A 17,421-nucleotide genomic window follows, 5' to 3' on the forward strand; every position below is an offset into this window, starting at 1 on the left:
CTTGTCGAATGAGTAAGGTGATTCCATGACGATTGATCAGGTGCTAGAAAATGCAAGCGCCTATTTGCAGAGAGAAGACATAAGCTTTTTAGAAAGAGCATACGAGTTTGCTGAACAGGCACATAGCGGACAGTACCGCAAGTCTGGTGAACCTTATATTTTACATCCAGTTCAAGTTGCTGGCATTATTGTCGGGCTGGAGCTCGATCCTAACACAATTGCTGCTGCATTTCTTCATGATGTTGTTGAAGATACAGACGCAACGGTTGAAGATCTAGAAAAAGCGTTTAACGCCGAAGTGGCAATGCTTGTAGATGGTGTAACGAAGTTAAAAAAGTTTAAATATAAATCAAAAGAAGAGCAACAGGCTGAAAATCATCGAAAAATGTTGATGGCGATGGCGAAAGATATTCGCGTCTTACTCATTAAGCTTGCAGACCGCCTCCATAATATGCGGACGCTTAAGTTTATGCCACCTCAGAAGCAGCGAGTTACGTCAAATGAAACGCTTGAGATTTTTGCGCCATTAGCTCACCGCTTAGGGATTTCAAAAATAAAATGGGAGCTTGAAGACACAGCGCTTCGTTATTTAGATCCTCAACAGTATTACCGAATCGTAAATTTAATGAAACGGAAACGTGCTGAAAGAGAAGACTATCTTTCTGAAGTTATGGAAAAGATCGAATCTCAGCTTGACGATGTTCATGTTGTAGCAGAATTATCAGGACGACCTAAGCATATTTACAGTATTTATCGGAAGATGGTTATTCAACAAAAGCAATTTAATGAAATCTATGATTTGCTTGCTGTTCGTATTATTGTAAAAAACATTAAAGATTGTTATGCCGTACTTGGTGTTATTCACACATGCTGGCGTCCCATGCCTGGTCGTTTTAAAGACTATATTGCCATGCCAAAGGCTAATATGTATCAGTCTCTTCACACTACAGTTGTAGGACCAAACGGGGATCCTTTAGAGGTTCAGATTCGAACGGATGATATGCATCGTGTGGCAGAATTCGGTGTAGCAGCTCATTGGGCGTACAAAGAAGGCAAAACACTTTCAAATAAGCGCTATTCCTTTGAGGACAAGCTCAGTTGGCTTAGAGACGTAATCGAATCGCAAACCGACACAAATGACGCTCAGGAATTTATGGAATCCATGAAAATGGATTTGTTCTCTGATATGGTCTTTGTTTTTACACCTAAGGGAGATGTTATTGAACTACCGCGTGGCTCTGTTCCACTTGATTTTGCTTACAGGATTCATAGTGAAATTGGGAACCGCTGTATCGGGGCAAAAGTAAACAGTAAGATGGTGCCTCTAGATCACGAGTTGAAAACGGGTGATATTGTTGAAGTCATGACTTCAAAGCACTCTTATGGACCAAGCCATGACTGGTTGAAAATTACAAAATCATCACATGCAAAAAATAAAATTAAGCAGTGGTTTAAAAAAGAAAAGCGTGAAGAAAATGTTGAAAAGGGAAAAGAAACGATTGAAAAAGAGATACGGGCACTCGATTTTGATCCCAAGGACATTTTAACGCAGGAAAACTTAAATGAAGTAACTGCTAAATTTAGCTTTGCTGGTGAAGAAGATATGTATGCTGCTGTGGGCTATGGTGGGATAAGCGGTAAACAAATCGTCAATCGTTTAACTGAAAAGCAGCGCAAGGCAAAGGATCAAGAGCAGGAAAAACAATCGTTAGATGCAGCGCTAAGTGATATTCAAACATTTAGCCCAAACAAGCGCTCCAACTCCATTGGCGTTCATGTAAAAGGGGTAGACAATTTATTAATTCGGTTAGCTCGTTGCTGTACCCCCGTTCCTGGAGATGCGATTGTCGGTTATATTACAAAAGGTCGCGGTGTTTCAATTCATCGAACAGATTGTCCTAATGTTTTAGCAGAAGAGAATACGAGTTCTAGATTGCTTGAAGTAGAGTGGGAAGGTGAATCTAGAGCTGCTAAATCATACAGTGTTGATATTGAAATTACGGCATTTGACCGTAACGGCTTATTAAATGAAGTTCTACACACAATGACGGAAACAAGGACACAAATTAATACCGTTTCTGGACGATCGGATCACAAGCATAAAATAGCCACAATTGAAATGAGTATTTCCATTTCCAATGTGGCTCACCTACAAAAGATTGTCGATAAAATAAAACAGCTTAAAGATATATACTCAGTGCGTCGAGTAACGCATTAATGAAGAAGGTAGATAAAGGTGCGAGTCGTCTTACAACGTGCTAAATGCGCATCAGTCCAGGTAGATAACGAAGTGGTAGGAGAGATCAAAGCTGGGCTTGTTCTACTAGTTGGATTAACCCATAATGATACAAAGGAAGATGTTCTTTTTTGCGCGGAAAAAGTGGCTCATCTCCGAATATTCAGCGACGAGAACGATAAGATGAACTTATCAGTACTGGATATCGGCGGTTCAGTTTTGTCGATTTCACAGTTTACGTTATATGGTGACTGTCGTAAAGGAAGAAGGCCCAATTTCATGGCTGCTGCAAAACCAGATATAGCTAAAGACCTCTATCAATTGTTTAATCGAACACTTGAAGCAAAAGGGATTTCTGTGGAGGAAGGGGTCTTTGGTGCTCACATGGACGTTGAATTAGTGAATGATGGTCCCGTTACGCTAATTATTGAAAGTTAATAAGTGAGTAGTTTTAAACTGACTTCAAGAGGCTGTTGAGATTCTTTTTCTCTCAACAGCCTTTTTCCAGTTTTATGTGCAGTCTCGTTCTAAGTTAGGAGAAGAAGGGCTGATTGTTAGTAGATTGAGCCGTATAGAAGAAACATAGCATATAGCAAATTGAAGCTGCGAGGGCCTAGCTACATCTTTGAGGCATACTTCTGCCTACCGTAAAAATCGATCACTTATCTAAGAAACACCTCTTATTGAATCTTTTTAGAAATGACTAGATAAACCTAACAAAGGTCCTTGACAATTTAGGTAAAAAAGTTAAAATGGATTTGTGAGATCGATTTCATAAAGAGGTGGACGGATGCCAACAATAAAAGATGTTGCGCTACATGCTGGTGTATCCAGATCAACTGTATCACGTGTGATGAATAACCACCCTTACGTTGACGAAGAAAAAAGAAGAGCTGTACGCGTCGCAATGACAGAACTTGGTTATATTCCGAATTCATCTGCTCAGCGGCTTCGTGGAACTGAAACGAGAACGATTGCGGTACTTGTTTCTCGAATCGTAAACCCTTTCTTTAGTGCGATTGTAGATGCGATGGATGAAATAGCAGCCGCGCATTCCTATCGCTTAATTTTGTGTAATACACGAGGTAGTGCAAGTCAAGAACTGCATTTCCTGCAGCTGTTACGTACAAAGCAAGTTGATGGTATTATACTCGCATCAATTGTAAACGAGTGGGCTATTATTTCGCCCTTTACAGAATACGGTCCAATTGTGCTATGCAATGAATATCCTAGTCATGCTGAAGGTGTTGCTATTATTACAATTGATCAAAAACAAGCAATGGTTGATGCGACTACACATTTAATTGAAAAGGGTTACAAACGAATTGCCTACTGCAATGTTCATGATGAACGCTCGCAAACTCTTTTTGACTCGGCTCTAGCAACCGATAGATATTCTGGTTATGTTGAGACGATGAAAAAAGCGGAACTGCCGATTGAATCGAGTTGGCGATTTATTGGCCATTCGGTTGAGGATGGGAAGCGCATATTAAATGAAATAATGAAGTGTGATGATCGTCCAGATGCTATTCTTACGGGCAGTGATGAGATTGCCTCAGGTTTAATTGCCGAAGCGAAGAAAAACAATTTGCGCATACCAATGGATTTAGCGGTAGTAGGGTTTGATAATCAACCATCTGCTTCTTTGCTTGAGCCACAGTTAACAACGGTCCATCAGCCAACGCTTGAAATGGGGAAGGCAGCAATGCTACAAATGTTAGCTGATTTAAAAAGCGATAGCCGTAGCAATGGAACACAGCTTTTAGATGCACCTTTATTAATTCGAAAATCCACGTAAAGACATGCTTTACTAATTTAGAGGGGGAACAGAAATGAACGTAACAATTTGGAATGAATTTAGACATGAGAAAAAGAATGAGAAGGTAGCTGAGATTTATCCCGCTGGAATTCATGGAGCAATCGCGAGTTTTTTGGGTGAAGATCATCAAGTAAAAACGGCAACGTTAGATGAGCCGGAGCATGGCTTAACAAACGATGTATTAGAGCAAACAGACGTTTTAATTTGGTGGGGCCATGTTGCCCATGACGAAGTTTCAGATGAGGTTGTTGCACGTGTACATAAGCGAGTATTAGAGGGAATGGGCTTAATTGTTCTTCATTCGGGACATTTTTCAAAAATCTTTAAGACGTTAATGGGGACAAGCTGCGATTTAAAATGGCGTGAAGCAGATGAAAAAGAGCGTTTATGGGTGGTTAGTCCAAGTCATCCAATTGCTGACGGAATTGACGAGTATTTTGAGTTGGAGAAAGAAGAGATGTATGGGGAGCATTTTGATATTCCTAATCCGGATGAAGTTGTTTTTATGAGTTGGTTCCAAGGTGGAGAAGTCTTCCGCAGTGGATGTACGTTTAATCGTGGGAACGGAAAGATTTTTTACTTCCGTCCTGGTCACGAAACATTTCCTACGTATGAAAATAAGCATGTTCAGCGTGTAATAAAAAATGCGGTCAAATGGGCTGCTCCTTCAAGCAGAGCTGTTCCTGTTTATGGGAAAGCAAAGCCACTTGAGCCAGTACCGGGACAATCTGAATGATTAATTTTAAAATAGGAATAATTGGCGCTGGTGGGATAGCAACTGGTCGACATATCCCTGCTTTTAAAGAGATTGAGGGCGTCTCAGTTTATGGCGTTTTTGATGTTAATCACGTTCGAGCAAAAGAGGTCGCTGCAACGTTTTCGATTGAGTTTGTTGCTGAGTCAGAAGAACAGTTGCTAAGACATGTGGATGCAGTTGTTATTTGTACTCCAAACAAATTTCATCATCAATCGGTGATGAAAGCTTTAGATGCCGGAAAGCATGTTTTTTGTGAAAAGCCGATGGCAATTGCCAGTCACGAAGCAATTGAAATGGAAGAAGCAGCCAAAAAGGCGGAGAAGGTCTTGCAAATAGGCTACCATTATCGCTTTAAAAAGGAGTCACTGGCAGCTAAAAAAGCAATTGTTGCAGGTTCAATTGGTGATCCACTAGTTGTCCGTGTTGAGGCGATGCGACGAAGAAAAGTACCTGGCTGGGGTGTCTTTACAAATAAGGACATTCAGGGTGGCGGTTGTTTAATGGATTATGGATGTCACCTGCTTGATTTAGCACTGTGGTTAATGGATTACCCTGAAATTGAGCTGGTAGAAGGTCAAACGTACGAAATGGTTAGCAGAGATCCCGATCAAGTAAATGAATGGGGGATCTATGACGCTACCACAATTGACGTTGAAGATCATGCGACCGCTTTTATTAAGTTTAAAAATGGTGCGACGATGCTATTTGAGACATCTTGGGCAGCCAATGTCCCTTCTGATAAAGAATCGTTGTCCATCTCTGGAACAAAAGGGGGAATCTCTGTTTTTCCTTATGCCTTAAACAAAGCAGAGCAAGGAATAATGACAACAACCGTTGCGGACTGGATTTCTGGTGAAGAGAATGAAGGCTTAGCGCAAGCGCGACACTTTATTTCTAGTTGTTTAGAAGGAAGAGAACCACTCGTTAAACCGAATGAAGCGAAAATCGTGACGGCTGTAATTGAACAGATCTACCAAAAGAGCAACTGACTTTTACTTGAATGAATTATAACTAATCTGTCAGTTGGTTAGCGAAAAAGGTTTAAACTAAAGGGTCTTTGGTTATTCTAAACAGAAATACGTTTAGAGGAGCTGACTTTTATGCATGTTCAGGATAAACAACTGAGTGTATTAAACCTGCATGAAACAAATAATCAAACTCCGGCTATTCCCCTATTTGAACAAGCAGTTCATGTTGAACTAGGGTTGTCTCAGCGAGAATTGCTTGTATACAAAAAGCAGCAGTCTCGAAATTAACTATTGACTAACAGCTGTGCATTTCGTATAGTTAGAAACAACTTAAATAGGATAGATGAACCAATGACAAGGAATAGTAGTTAAGGGTTATAGATGTAAAGAGAGGGCTGCCAAGGCTGGAAGTAGCCTCATCTACCGAAACGAATGAACACCTTCGAGGCTTTTTTCCTGAACGATTTATTTAGTAGGGATGAACGTAGCTGGCGTTAACAGATAAAGTGGAGGCATTGCCTCAATTTGGGTGGTACCACGGGTTTAACTCTCGTCCCAGATGAAATTATTCATCTGAGGCGGGAGTTTTTTGCATTTAAAAAAGGAGAGATTGTATGTCGATTCAGTTACCAAGAGGAACGCAGGATATTTTGCCAGAAGATGTCGTCATCTGGCAATTAATTGAAAGAATAGCGAAAGAAACGTGCGAGACGTATCATTTTGAAGAAATACGTACCCCTATATTTGAGCACACAGAAGTTTTTACAAGAGGTGTTGGAGATACAACAGATATCGTTCAAAAAGAAATGTATACATTTAAAGACAGGGGAGATAGAAGCTTAACGCTGAGGCCTGAAGGAACAGCTTCAGTGGCAAGATCGTATGTGAATAACAAACTTTTTGGTTCAGCAAATCAACCAACGAAATTGTATTACACGGGACCAATGTTTCGATACGAACGACCTCAAGCTGGGCGGATGCGTCAATTTGTTCAGTTCGGTGTTGAAGCGCTTGGCAGTGCAAGTCCTCAACTGGATGCAGAAGTTTTGGCTTTATTAATCGACATTTGTAAAAAATTAGGGATTGTTAACTTGAAGCTTGTCATCAATTCACTTGGTGATTCAGAAAGCAGAACGTCCCATCGAGAAGCATTAATCAATCATTTTAAACCTGCAATTAGTGAGTTTTGTAGTGATTGTCAAATTCGTCTTGAAAAAAATCCATTAAGAATTCTAGATTGTAAAAAGGACCGGGATCACCCGTTACTTCAAAGCGCACCTTCTATTCTTGAATTCTTAAATGAAGAATCGGATTCTTATTTCCAACAATTGAAAAAGACGCTTGATTTACTTGGGATTCGTTATGAAGTTGATCCGACTTTAGTACGTGGTCTTGATTATTATAACCATACTGCTTTTGAACTAATGAGCACTGCACCTGGATTTGGGGCCATTACAACATTATGTGGTGGTGGACGTTATAATGGTCTGGTTCAAGATTTTGGAGGACCAGAAACGCCAGGTATCGGTTTTGCGTTCAGTATCGAGCGATTCATCCTAGCAATGAAAGCGGAGCAGGTCTCTCTACCTGAACGGGCAAAACTGGATGCATACATTGTTGCACTTGGAGATGAAGCGGCTGCCTATGCACCGAAATTGTTGCATGAGCTTAGGAAAGCAGGTATTCGAGCAGATAAAGACTATTTAGATAAAAAAATGAAAGCACAATTAAAGGCAGCTGATCGATATGGTGCTGCATGTACAGTCATTATCGGTGATGAAGAGATGGAAAAAAGAGAAGCTGTTGTAAAGAATATGGTTACCGGTGAACAAAAACATGTATCATTTAGCCAATTAACAGCGAGTATTAAAGAAAGCATTCAAGGAGGAAACGAAATTGTTTAAACGAACACATTACTGTGGTGAAATTGGAGAGAAACAAATTGGCCAAGCAGTTGAGTTAAAAGGCTGGGTTCAAAGAAGACGTGATTTAGGTCAAGTGATTTTCCTGGACTTGCGTGATCGTTCAGGTGTTGTCCAAGTCGTTTGTAGTCCGGACATTAATAAAGAGGCTTTAGAAGGAGCTGACCGTGTCCGTAATGAATACGTTGTTGCTTTAAAAGGAACGGTTGTTGCTCGTAACGAGGCTGCTGTTAATGAAAAACTTGCGACGGGTAAAATAGAAATTCACATAGAAGAATTTGAACTTCTAAATGCATCTAAGCCGCTTCCTTTCCAAATTGAAGCAAACACAGATGCTTCTGAAGATGTGCGCTTAAAATATCGCTATTTGGACTTGCGCCGTCCTGATATGCAACAAGCATTTAAGCTTAGACACACAGTAATGAAAACAGTGCGTGACTTCTTTGACAATGATGGGTTCTTAGAAATTGAAACACCAATGCTCACAAAAAGCACACCTGAAGGAGCGCGTGATTACTTAGTACCAAGCCGTGTTCATCAAGGTGAGTTTTATGCATTACCGCAATCTCCGCAAATCTTTAAACAATTGCTGATGGTGGCAGGATATGAGAAGTATTTTCAAATTGTACGCTGTTTCCGTGATGAAGATTTACGAGCGGATCGTCAGCCTGAGTTTACTCAGATAGATGTAGAGGCAAGCTTCCTAGATACAGAAGATATTCTAGCGATGGCAGAGAAGCTGATGCAAAAATTAATGAAAGAAACACATGATTTAACGATTGAGGAATCATTTCAACGAATGACTTATGATGATGCGATGAATCGGTACGGGTCTGACAAACCAGATACGCGCTTTGAAATGGAACTTGTTGACCTAACTGAAGTTTTGGTCGACACACAGTTTAAAGTCTTTAAAACGGCGCTTGAATCTGGAGGAATCGTTAAGGGGCTTACGCTTACAGGTGGAGCCAATAAAATGTCTCGAAAAGAGATCGATGCATTAACTGATTTTGTTAAACCATATGGAGCAAAAGGGCTTGCATGGCTTAAAGTTGAAGAAGAAGGATTGAAAGGCCCGATTGCTAAATTTTTTGATGAACAGCAGGCGAGAGAATTACTTACAACAATGAAGGCAGATGTTGGCGATTTACTTTTTTTTGGTGCTGATAAAAAACAAGTGGTGTTTGATTCTTTAGGAGCGCTGCGCTTAAAGTTTGGTAAAGAATTTGATTTGATTGATCAAAGTAAATTTCATTTTCTTTGGGTTACTGATTTTCCTCTTGTTGAGTACGACGATCAAGCAGGTCGATATGTTGCCTTACACCATCCATTTACTCGTCCGAAAGCAGAAGATGAGCACTTGATGGCAACGGACCCTGCTAATGTGCGAGCGGAAGCCTATGATTTGGTTCTAAATGGCTATGAGCTTGGTGGTGGGTCCCAGCGTATTTACGAACGTGATTTACAAGAGAAAATGTTTAGTCTGCTTGGGTTCTCTGAAGAGGCAGCAAGAGAAGAGTTTGGCTTTTTGCTAGATGCATTTGAATACGGCACACCTCCACATGGTGGTATTGCTCTTGGTCTTGACCGGATTGTGATGCTTCTTGCGCAAAAAAATAATTTAAGAGAAGTCATTGCATTTCCAAAAACAGCTAGTGCAAGTGATTTGTTAACGGCAGCACCGAGTAAGGTGAGCCTTGAGCAATTAATTGATTTGAACCTATCTGTATTAGGAAAACGCAGTTGACAGAATTCAATAGACAATTTATAATCGCTTTACTATCAATTTAGTTTAACTGAATAAAACTTATCCAGAGTGGTGGAGGGAACTGACCCGACGAAGCCCGGCAACCTGACAAGATTCATAGTCAAGGTGCTCCTTTCAGCAGAACAATTTGTTCTGAAAGATAAGCGTGGTAGCCCCCTTTTCTTTCGAAAAGGGGGCTTTTTATTTTTGAAGAGAGGGTGTTTATGTTGAAAATTGGATTAATTGGCTTCGGAACAGTAGGAACTGGGATTTATGAAAGGTTAATAAGAACGAGAGGCGACATTGAAAAAGTAACTGGTCAATCGTTTACAATTGAGGCTATTTTAATTAAAGACAAATTAAAGAAACGCCGATATCCTACTGAACAGTTTGTTTCATCTTGGGAAGAGTTTAAGTCATGTGGACCATATGACTTCGTATTTGAGGCGATGAACGGAATTGATTTAGCTAAAATGTATACAGGTGAGTTACTTAGCGAAGGGACAACTGTTATTAGTGCGAACAAAAAGTTGGTTGCAACACATGGTCAAATGCTTGATCAGATAGCAAAGGAAGCTGGTGTTTACTATGGTTGGGATGCGGCCGTTTGCGGGGTTATCCCTATTGTAAATTCATTGAAAAGTGTGTTTTTAACAACTGAAATCTATGCTATTACTGGGGTTTTAAATGGAACAACAAATTATATTCTAACAAAGATGGCTACAGGTCAAACATACGAGGATTCTTTACAGGAAGCTAGGTTGCTCGGCTACGCTGAAGAAGATCCAACAGATGATGTAGATGGTTGGGACGCGGTTTATAAAACATGCTTGTTAGCGAAGAGTTGTTACAATAAGTGGCTCAATATAGAGGATGTAAAGCGATCTGGTATTAGTCAAGTTGAAGCTTGGCATGCTAGTGGAGCTAAGGAATTTGGCTGGTCGCTTAAATTAGTAGGAGAACTCGTTTATGATGGAGAGGATTGTGTTAAGGGCAGTGTTCAACCGACCATTATTGTAAACGACCATGTTTTGTCAACAGTAGACGGGGTTATGAATGGCATATGTCTTGATGGGGAGGCAATTGATCAAATACTAATTGCTGGAGCAGGTGCAGGTAAAGCGCCAACTGCTAACAGTGCGGTTGAAGACTTTGTTTTCCATCAACAACATCATTTGTTTAAACCGAAAAGTTCATTAAGAAAAAAAGAAGAATTAGATAAGCAAACAATTGGGAAGGAATTGTGGTTTGTAGAGGAAGATCAATTGACTCAAGCGCTGCCTTATTTAGAGAAGACAAAAATATTAGATAAGCGAACCGTAAAGGAAGGGACGATCTTTTATGTTGAGTCAATTAGCGAAACCCCTCCCTTTCCGATATACCCATGTTTGAGTAAAGAATTGGAAAGCAAGGTTTCGCAAAAAGAGGCAGTTTTAAAGATCTGATCGAAATTTTGTTTCCGGAACGAGTTTTTTAAATTCTTTAATTAGAGTCTCTGGTTTTGATTTTATCTTAAAAGTGGACACCCCTTGGCTCGTATGCAAATATAGGAAACCTAGAGAATTCTCTGATTGACTTGGAAATCGAAATGAGATATCGAACACTGACGTCAGTGGGAAATAATCATCTTGTACTTGAATACGATCTTCAAATAGTTGAAGTTCAAAAGAAGTTTCGACTACCCTTTTTTCCAGTATACCTATCTCTTGAGTTACTTCAATACAACGTTGTGTGACAAGAGCTTCCAAAATGCAGACCTCCTTTTTAATCAACTTATCATATTTTTGTTGAAAACTCGAATGATTATACTGTTTATTTATTAAAATGAAGGGTAGTTAATAGAGAAGAGGACGTGTGAGTCAAACGTCACAATTTTTAGATAAAGATTGATTTTAACGATTTCATCTGCTATAGTCATCTTAATAACATATCCTGATATGTGCGTATGGTTTGTAATTCTTTGAGCCAACACCTTAAAAAAGGGAGCTTGCCGTTACAGATCTGATTACATGCCTCGGTAGCTGAGGACTTAAAATGATTGGTACAAAGCACCCACCTGCCTGGCAGGTTCAAAGCTTCATTTTCCTACGGCATGATCGGGATATTGTATAGTTTGTGAAGTAACCAGATTTGGTTGCTTTTTTTTATGTGTTTTTTTTAGGAAGTGTGATATGATCACAAAAGTTCACTCAGAAGGAGTTTGATTATACAAATGCTACATCAATTTTCAAGAAATGAGTTAGCGATTGGCCATGACGGTCTTAATCGTTTAAAGCGAAGTACGGTGGCTGTTTTAGGAGTAGGTGGTGTGGGATCATTTTCTGCAGAAGCACTCGCACGTTCAGGTGTCGGTAAAATTGTCTTAGTTGATAAAGATGATGTTGATATTACGAATGTAAATCGTCAAATTCACGCGTTGCTTTCAACGGTTGGAAAACCTAAAGTTGATTTAATGGCAGAGCGTATTCATGATATTAATCCAGACTGTGAAGTGGTTTCATTGAAAATGTTTTATACAGAAGAGACGTATGAATCTTTCTTTAATCACAATTTAGATTTTGTTATTGACGCAAGCGATACCATTTCATATAAAATACATCTAATTAAAGAATGTCGAAAAAGACAAATTCCTTTAATCTCTAGTATGGGCGTTGCAAATAAGATGGATCCGACGCGCTTAAAGATTACCGATATTTCAAAAACGAGTTATGATCCTATTGCAAAAGTTATTCGTACCCGTTTAAGAAAAGAGGGCATTCACAAAGGTGTAACAGTTGTGTTTTCAGATGAATCGCCTATATTAATACGGGAAGATATTCGCAAAGAAATTGTACCTGAAACTGCGGAGAAAAGTTCAATCCGAAAAGCAAAATTACCTCCTTCTTCTAATGCGTTTGTCCCGTCAGTATCTGGTTTAATTATGGCTGGTCACGTTATTACGACCTTACTTGAAGGAATTGAAGTTAAAAGACAGACGTAAAAAGGACCCTCGAATTAGGGTCCTTTTTACAATCTATTTATCCAGTTTCTCAAGACTTCCATTTGTCTCCATGCGGAAGTCATCCTGGCTGTCGGCATGATCTTCCAAAATAGACATGCGTCTCGCTCGATTCATAATCGTTATAAGTGATTGATAGTCTTCTTCAATCATACTATGCTCTTGTTTATTTCGAGCAACTAGATGCTGCAATTCATTTAGTTTTGAAGTCACTTTTTGCAAATCGTTTCGGAGCTTTTCGTTTTCAACTTGCAAATCGCTGTTCCCCATCTTTTGATTTGATAATTGCTGTAACTGTTCAATGATTGAATCAACCGATATGGTTTCATTCATTGCCTTTTCGCGCTTGAATGAATAGGTTGTTTGCTGACGTGGCCTCTCGAAAGCAGGAAAATAACTTGATGAAAGCATTCGTTTTCTTTCTTTTCGTTCTCTTTTTGCTTGGTCAATATGCTTTAAATGCTTTTGTCGAACGACTGCATTCCAACGGAATCCACAAGCTGCTGACGTACGATTTAAGGCATCGCCTACTTCATCAAATGCTTTTAATTGTGTGCTTCCTTCTTTTATATGTGTGAGTACTGATTCGGCAAGTAATACATCGTCTTCATGTGACCAAGCATCTTGTCTGATTTTCATTGTTCCAACTCCTGCGTATATGTCGTTGGTACTACTTTTGCCAACCTTTTCATTTTTTATACTAGGTTATTAAAAAACGAGACCAGTAATCTTTACTAGAAAAAAGCGCAAATGAGAGTCTCTCATTTGCGCTTTTTATATAAATCACCAAGTGCTTTCTCGAATTTACCGGTTTCATTGGGTTCAAAGTAAATGTGGTTTTTAAAAGCATCTGGTAAGTATTGTTGTTTAACCCAAGCGTCTGGATAATCATGTGGGTACTTATAATCTATTCCTCTTCCTAGGTTTTTGGCGCCTTGATAATGTGCATCTTTTAAATGAAGGGGAATGTCACCTGATCCCCCTTCTCGTAGAGATTGAAGAGCAGCATCAATTGCTTTATTCGCACTGTTGCTTTTTGGTGAAAGTGCTAGTTCTACTACGGCGTTAGCTAATGGTATTCGAGCCTCTGGTAAACCAATTCTTTCAGCTGATTCAATCGCAGCAAGTGTTCTTGAACCTGCTTGAGGATTAGCTAAACCGATATCTTCATAAGCTATAACAAGCATTCGACGATGAATGCTGATGAGATCACCTGCTTCAAGTAGTCGTGCTAAGTAATGAAGGCTTGCATTCACATCGCTTCCACGAATTGATTTTTGAAAGGCAGATAGTACATCATAATGAGCATCTCCATCTTTATCGTGTTGAATGCTCTTTTTTTGTATACTTTGTTCAGCAGTTTTTAAGGAGATGGTTCTTAACCCGTTCTCTTTTTTAGGCGTTGACAATACAGCCAATTCAAGAGCATTTAACGCTGAGCGAACATCCCCACCACATGCAAGGGATAGATGAGTAATGGCTTCTTTGTCGATGGTAACATTTTCATTACCTAAACCATGTTCTTTGTCGTTTAATGCTCTATTTAATGCTGTCTCAATATCAGTAGGCTGAAGTTGCTCAAGTTCAAAAATATGGCAACGACTGCGAATTGCCGGATTAATTGAATGATATGGATTTGCAGTTGTCGCACCAATTAAAAGGAGTAAGCCGCTTTCTAAATGAGGTAGTAAAAAATCTTGCTTTGCTTTATCAAGACGATGTACCTCATCGAGAATAAGGATTAATGAACCGTACATTTTAGCTTCAGCAACGGTTGTTTCCATATCTTTCTTATTGTGAACGGTCGCATTGAGTATGCGAAAATGGTGACCAAGAGAACCAGCAATTGCACTGGCAATGGAAGTTTTTCCAGTACCAGGTGGCCCGTATAAAATCATAGATGAGAGCTGGTCAGCTTCTATCATTCGGCGTAACAGCATTCCTTTTCCGAGCAGCTGGTGTTGCCCAATTACATCATCAATAGAAGTGGGTCTCATCCGAAACGCTAACGGTTTTCGTTTCATATAAATCCTCCCGATTAGATTGTCTTCAAGTAGTGTAGCGTAGTCAAGCAAGCTTGTCCAAATCAGACGATTGGATGTTACCAATCAAATAGGGAAACGTGTTATAATGTCAGGTGACATAAAACATCAGTAAGGTAAGACTTTATAGAATAAAGATTATGAGCAAATCACTTGATAAAAGGGGAGTATCGCTCTTGAAAATTTCGACAAAAGGCCGCTATGGCTTGACGATTATGATGGCATTAGCAAAAAAAACAGGTGAAGGGCCAGTATCCTTAAAATCAATTGCGAAGGAGTATAATCTCTCTGAGCATTATTTAGAACAGTTAATTGCACCACTCCGGAACGCGATGCTTGTAAAGAGTGTACGAGGGGCGTATGGTGGCTATATGCTAGCTAAAGAAGCTGAGACGATCACAGCAGGTGATATTATTCGCGTACTTGAAGGTCCCATTAGTCCGGTTGAAGTATTAGAAGATGAAGAACCTGCAAAACGCGATTTATGGATTAAAATTCGTGATGCTGTTAAAGATGTGTTGGATACAACTACACTTGCCGATCTTGCTAACTTCAAAGAAGAAGGGGAACAAGATTACTATATGTTTTATATTTAATTTTCACTGAAAGGTGTTTGGAAATGGAGCCAATTTATTTAGATCATGCAGCGACCTCGCCTGTAGATAAGCGTGTGTTAGACGAAATGATTCCCTATTTTTCGATGGAGTTTGGGAACCCGTCAAGTACGCATCTTTTTGGAAGGAAAGCTAAGCAAGCTCTTTTTGAAGCAAGAGCTCGTATCGCGCATGTACTTGGGGCTAACGCAAACGAAATCATTTTTACAAGTGGTGGAACAGAAGCAAACAATCTTGCACTTGTTGGTTATGTGCGCGCAAATGCTCATAAAGGTAAGCATCTTATTACAACTGAAATTGAGCATCATGCTATACTTCATACAATTGATCAGCTTGAGCAAGAAGGCTTTTCAGTAACGCGTTTACCAGTTGATTCTGATGGACGAATTTCAATAGCAGACTTGCAAGATGCGCTTACGGATGAAACCATAGTTGTCTCGATTATGTTTGGAAATAATGAAGTCGGCACATTACAGCCAATTGTCGAGATTGGCGAACTAATAGCTGATCATCAAGCTGTTTTTCATACAGATGCAGTTCAAGCTGCTGGAATTCTTTCAATAGACGTAAAAGCTCTGAAGATTGATATGGCATCGATATCTAGTCACAAGCTTAATGGTCCTAAAGGAATTGGCTGTCTTTATTTGCGAGAGAACATTGAAATACAGCCTATGTTTTTTGGCGGTGAGCAAGAAAAACGTAGACGAGCTGGTACAGAAAATGTTCCTGGAGCGGTTGGTTTTGCAAGAGCATTTGAATTAGCAGCAGCTGAATACCAAGATCGAGCGAGTAAATATACTTATTTCCGGAGTCAATTCTTCGCTATAATGAATGAGTACAAAATAAAAGTTACTGAAAATGGATCAGATAAATATAAACTTCCACATATTCTAAATGTTTGTTTTGATGGAGTGAAAACAGAAGCACTCTTAATGCAGTTGGATTTGCTTGGAATTGCTGCATCGGGTGGTTCCGCTTGTACGGCTGGCACGCATTTACCGTCTCATGTCATAGAAGCTATGTATGGGAAAGAGAGCAATAAAGTCGATGAAGCGATTCGATTCAGTTTTGGTCTAGGAAATACAGACGATCAATTAGAGTTCACATTTAACGCAATTGCAAAAGCAGTGAGGGATGCGCACCAACAAAATGCATTTATTGAGTAGTGGTGTGCGAAAGTGAGGAATAAACATGAAAAAACCAGAAGATACCCGTGTCGTTGTGGGGATGTCAGGTGGAGTAGACTCTTCTGTTACAGCTCTTTTATTAAAAGAGCAAGGGTATGAAGTAATCGGGATATTTATGAAAAATTGGGATGACACCAATGACAGTGGTTTTTGCTCAGCCACAGAAGATTATGAAGATGTAGAAAGGGTCTGCCAGCAGTTAGACATTCCTTACTACGCTGTTAATTTTGAAAAAGAGTATTGGGACAAAGTGTTTACGTATTTTCTTGATGAATATAAGGCTGGTCGAACGCCGAATCCTGATGTGATGTGCAATAAAGAGATTAAGTTTAAAGCGTTTCTAAACCATGCTATTTCTCTAGGTGCTGATTATGTTGCAACAGGTCATTATGCTCAGCTAGATTACAAAGATGGTGAATATCAGCTTATTAAAGGAATCGATACGAATAAAGATCAAACGTATTTCTTAAATGCGCTTAGTCAGAAGCAACTTTCAAAAGTATTATTTCCATTAGGACATCTACCTAAATCCGATGTTCGAAAAAAAGCAGCTGAAGCTGGATTAGTAACAGCTACCAAAAAGGACAGTACAGGTATTTGTTTTATTGGTGAGCGTGATTTTAAAGAATTTCTTCAAACGTTTTTACCTGCACAACCGGGAAATATGGAAACAAAAGATGGAGAAGTAAAAGGAACACATGATGGATTAATGTATTATACTCTGGGACAACGTCAAGGACTTGGCATTGGTGGAGCTGGTGAGCCATGGTTTGTTATCGACAAAGACTTAGAGCGCAATGTGTTAATTGTCGGGCAAGGTTATCATCATGCTGGTCTTTATTCTGAAGGGTTACGAGCTGTGGGGATGAACTGGATCTTAACAGACGCTAGAACAGAATCTTTCACATGTAAAGCAAAGTTTCGTTATCGTCAAGACGACCAAGACGTGACTGTTTATCCAAAAGAAGATGGTCAGTCAGCTTATATAGAGTTTCATGAATCCCAGCGTGCCATTACGCCAGGACAAGCGGTTGTATTATATGAAGGAAATCGTTGTATTGGCGGAGGAACGATTGATGAAGTTATTCGGGAAAATGCCTAGTGGTGTTTTCCCTTTTTAATTAAGGAGGA

At 39.6% G+C, this 17,421-nt stretch carries 16 protein-coding genes, 1 other RNA gene, 1 riboswitch and 1 other annotated feature; of the genes, 14 read left to right on the top strand and 3 right to left on the bottom strand.

Annotation, left to right across the window (positions count from 1 at the left end; all coding sequences use genetic code 11):
• Window positions 1–25: 25 nt before the first annotated feature.
• From JOC54_RS06020 to JOC54_RS06060, 9 genes are all read left to right on the top strand, one after another.
• Window positions 26–2,218, top strand: a complete 2,193-nt coding sequence (locus tag JOC54_RS06020) for a RelA/SpoT family protein (protein WP_035418597.1) — start codon at window positions 26–28, stop codon at window positions 2,216–2,218.
• An 18-nt stretch (window positions 2,219–2,236) separates the two neighbouring features.
• Window positions 2,237–2,674, top strand: a complete 438-nt coding sequence (dtd, locus tag JOC54_RS06025; protein WP_204465148.1) for a D-aminoacyl-tRNA deacylase — start codon at window positions 2,237–2,239, stop codon at window positions 2,672–2,674.
• A gap of 352 nt (window positions 2,675–3,026) precedes the next feature.
• Complete coding sequence (locus JOC54_RS06030) at window positions 3,027–4,034, top strand: LacI family DNA-binding transcriptional regulator (RefSeq protein WP_204465150.1); 1,008 nt, start codon at window positions 3,027–3,029, stop codon at window positions 4,032–4,034.
• Between the two features lie 34 nt (window positions 4,035–4,068).
• A complete protein-coding gene (locus JOC54_RS06035) occupies window positions 4,069–4,791 on the top strand; it encodes a ThuA domain-containing protein (protein ID WP_204465151.1) in 723 nt (240 codons plus the stop codon).
• A complete protein-coding gene (locus JOC54_RS06040) occupies window positions 4,788–5,801 on the top strand; it encodes a Gfo/Idh/MocA family protein (protein ID WP_204465152.1) in 1,014 nt (337 codons plus the stop codon). The genes JOC54_RS06035 and JOC54_RS06040 overlap by 4 nt, the downstream gene beginning before the upstream one ends.
• Before the next feature lie 111 nt (window positions 5,802–5,912).
• Window positions 5,913–6,068: a hypothetical protein gene (locus JOC54_RS06045; RefSeq protein WP_157684186.1), complete on the top strand. Its 156-nt coding sequence runs from the start codon at window positions 5,913–5,915 to the stop codon at window positions 6,066–6,068.
• A gap of 54 nt (window positions 6,069–6,122) precedes the next feature.
• Window positions 6,123–6,341, top strand: a binding site (T-box leader).
• Between the two features lie 53 nt (window positions 6,342–6,394).
• A complete protein-coding gene (hisS, locus tag JOC54_RS06050; RefSeq protein WP_204465155.1) occupies window positions 6,395–7,684 on the top strand; it encodes a histidine--tRNA ligase in 1,290 nt (429 codons plus the stop codon).
• Complete coding sequence (gene aspS / locus JOC54_RS06055) at window positions 7,677–9,449, top strand: aspartate--tRNA ligase (RefSeq protein WP_204465157.1); 1,773 nt, start codon at window positions 7,677–7,679, stop codon at window positions 9,447–9,449. Before hisS ends, aspS begins: the two co-directional genes overlap by 8 nt.
• A gap of 57 nt (window positions 9,450–9,506) precedes the next feature.
• Window positions 9,507–9,616, top strand: a riboswitch (SAM riboswitch).
• A 57-nt stretch (window positions 9,617–9,673) separates the two neighbouring features.
• Entirely contained in the window at window positions 9,674–10,894 is a 1,221-nt protein-coding gene (locus JOC54_RS06060) for a homoserine dehydrogenase (RefSeq protein WP_204465159.1), read from the top strand.
• Here the strand turns inward: JOC54_RS06060 and JOC54_RS06065 are convergent.
• Complete coding sequence (locus tag JOC54_RS06065) at window positions 10,883–11,197, bottom strand: hypothetical protein (protein ID WP_204465161.1); 315 nt, start codon at window positions 11,195–11,197, stop codon at window positions 10,883–10,885. The two genes, JOC54_RS06060 and JOC54_RS06065, sit on opposite strands and share 12 nt — an antisense overlap.
• Before the next feature lie 178 nt (window positions 11,198–11,375).
• On the opposite strand from JOC54_RS06065, the gene ssrS reads away from it, so the two are divergent.
• Both ssrS and JOC54_RS06075 read left to right on the top strand, forming a co-directional pair.
• A non-coding RNA gene (gene ssrS / locus JOC54_RS06070) (6S RNA) lies at window positions 11,376–11,556 on the top strand.
• A 105-nt stretch (window positions 11,557–11,661) separates the two neighbouring features.
• Window positions 11,662–12,429 (top strand): tRNA threonylcarbamoyladenosine dehydratase, encoded by a 768-nt coding sequence (locus tag JOC54_RS06075; protein WP_204465163.1) that lies wholly within the window; start codon window positions 11,662–11,664, stop codon window positions 12,427–12,429.
• Between the two features lie 33 nt (window positions 12,430–12,462).
• Here JOC54_RS06075 and JOC54_RS06080 read toward each other — a convergent pair whose 3' ends face one another.
• Together JOC54_RS06080 and JOC54_RS06085 are read right to left on the bottom strand one after the other, a co-directional pair.
• Window positions 12,463–13,086, bottom strand: a complete 624-nt coding sequence (locus JOC54_RS06080; RefSeq protein WP_204465164.1) for an RsfA family transcriptional regulator — start codon at window positions 13,084–13,086, stop codon at window positions 12,463–12,465.
• Window positions 13,087–13,208: 122 nt separating this feature from the next.
• Complete coding sequence (locus JOC54_RS06085) at window positions 13,209–14,471, bottom strand: replication-associated recombination protein A (protein WP_204465165.1); 1,263 nt, start codon at window positions 14,469–14,471, stop codon at window positions 13,209–13,211.
• Between the two features lie 194 nt (window positions 14,472–14,665).
• Between JOC54_RS06085 and cymR the strand changes: the two genes are divergently transcribed.
• The 3 genes from cymR to mnmA are packed head-to-tail and all read left to right on the top strand — an operon-like array spanning window position 14,666 to window position 17,392.
• On the top strand, window positions 14,666–15,085 hold the full coding sequence (gene cymR / locus JOC54_RS06090; RefSeq protein ID WP_035418602.1) for a cysteine metabolism transcriptional regulator CymR: 420 nt from the start codon (window positions 14,666–14,668) through the stop codon (window positions 15,083–15,085).
• Between the two features lie 23 nt (window positions 15,086–15,108).
• Window positions 15,109–16,269, top strand: coding sequence for a cysteine desulfurase family protein (locus JOC54_RS06095; RefSeq protein WP_204465166.1), 1,161 nt, complete (start codon window positions 15,109–15,111; stop codon window positions 16,267–16,269).
• A gap of 25 nt (window positions 16,270–16,294) precedes the next feature.
• On the top strand, window positions 16,295–17,392 hold the full coding sequence (gene mnmA / locus JOC54_RS06100) for a tRNA 2-thiouridine(34) synthase MnmA (RefSeq protein ID WP_035418604.1): 1,098 nt from the start codon (window positions 16,295–16,297) through the stop codon (window positions 17,390–17,392).
• Window positions 17,393–17,421: the final 29 nt, after the last annotated feature.

Source organism: Shouchella xiaoxiensis, from assembly GCF_016907895.1.
GTDB classification, from domain to species: Bacteria; Bacillota; Bacilli; order Bacillales; family Bacillaceae_D; genus Shouchella; species Shouchella xiaoxiensis.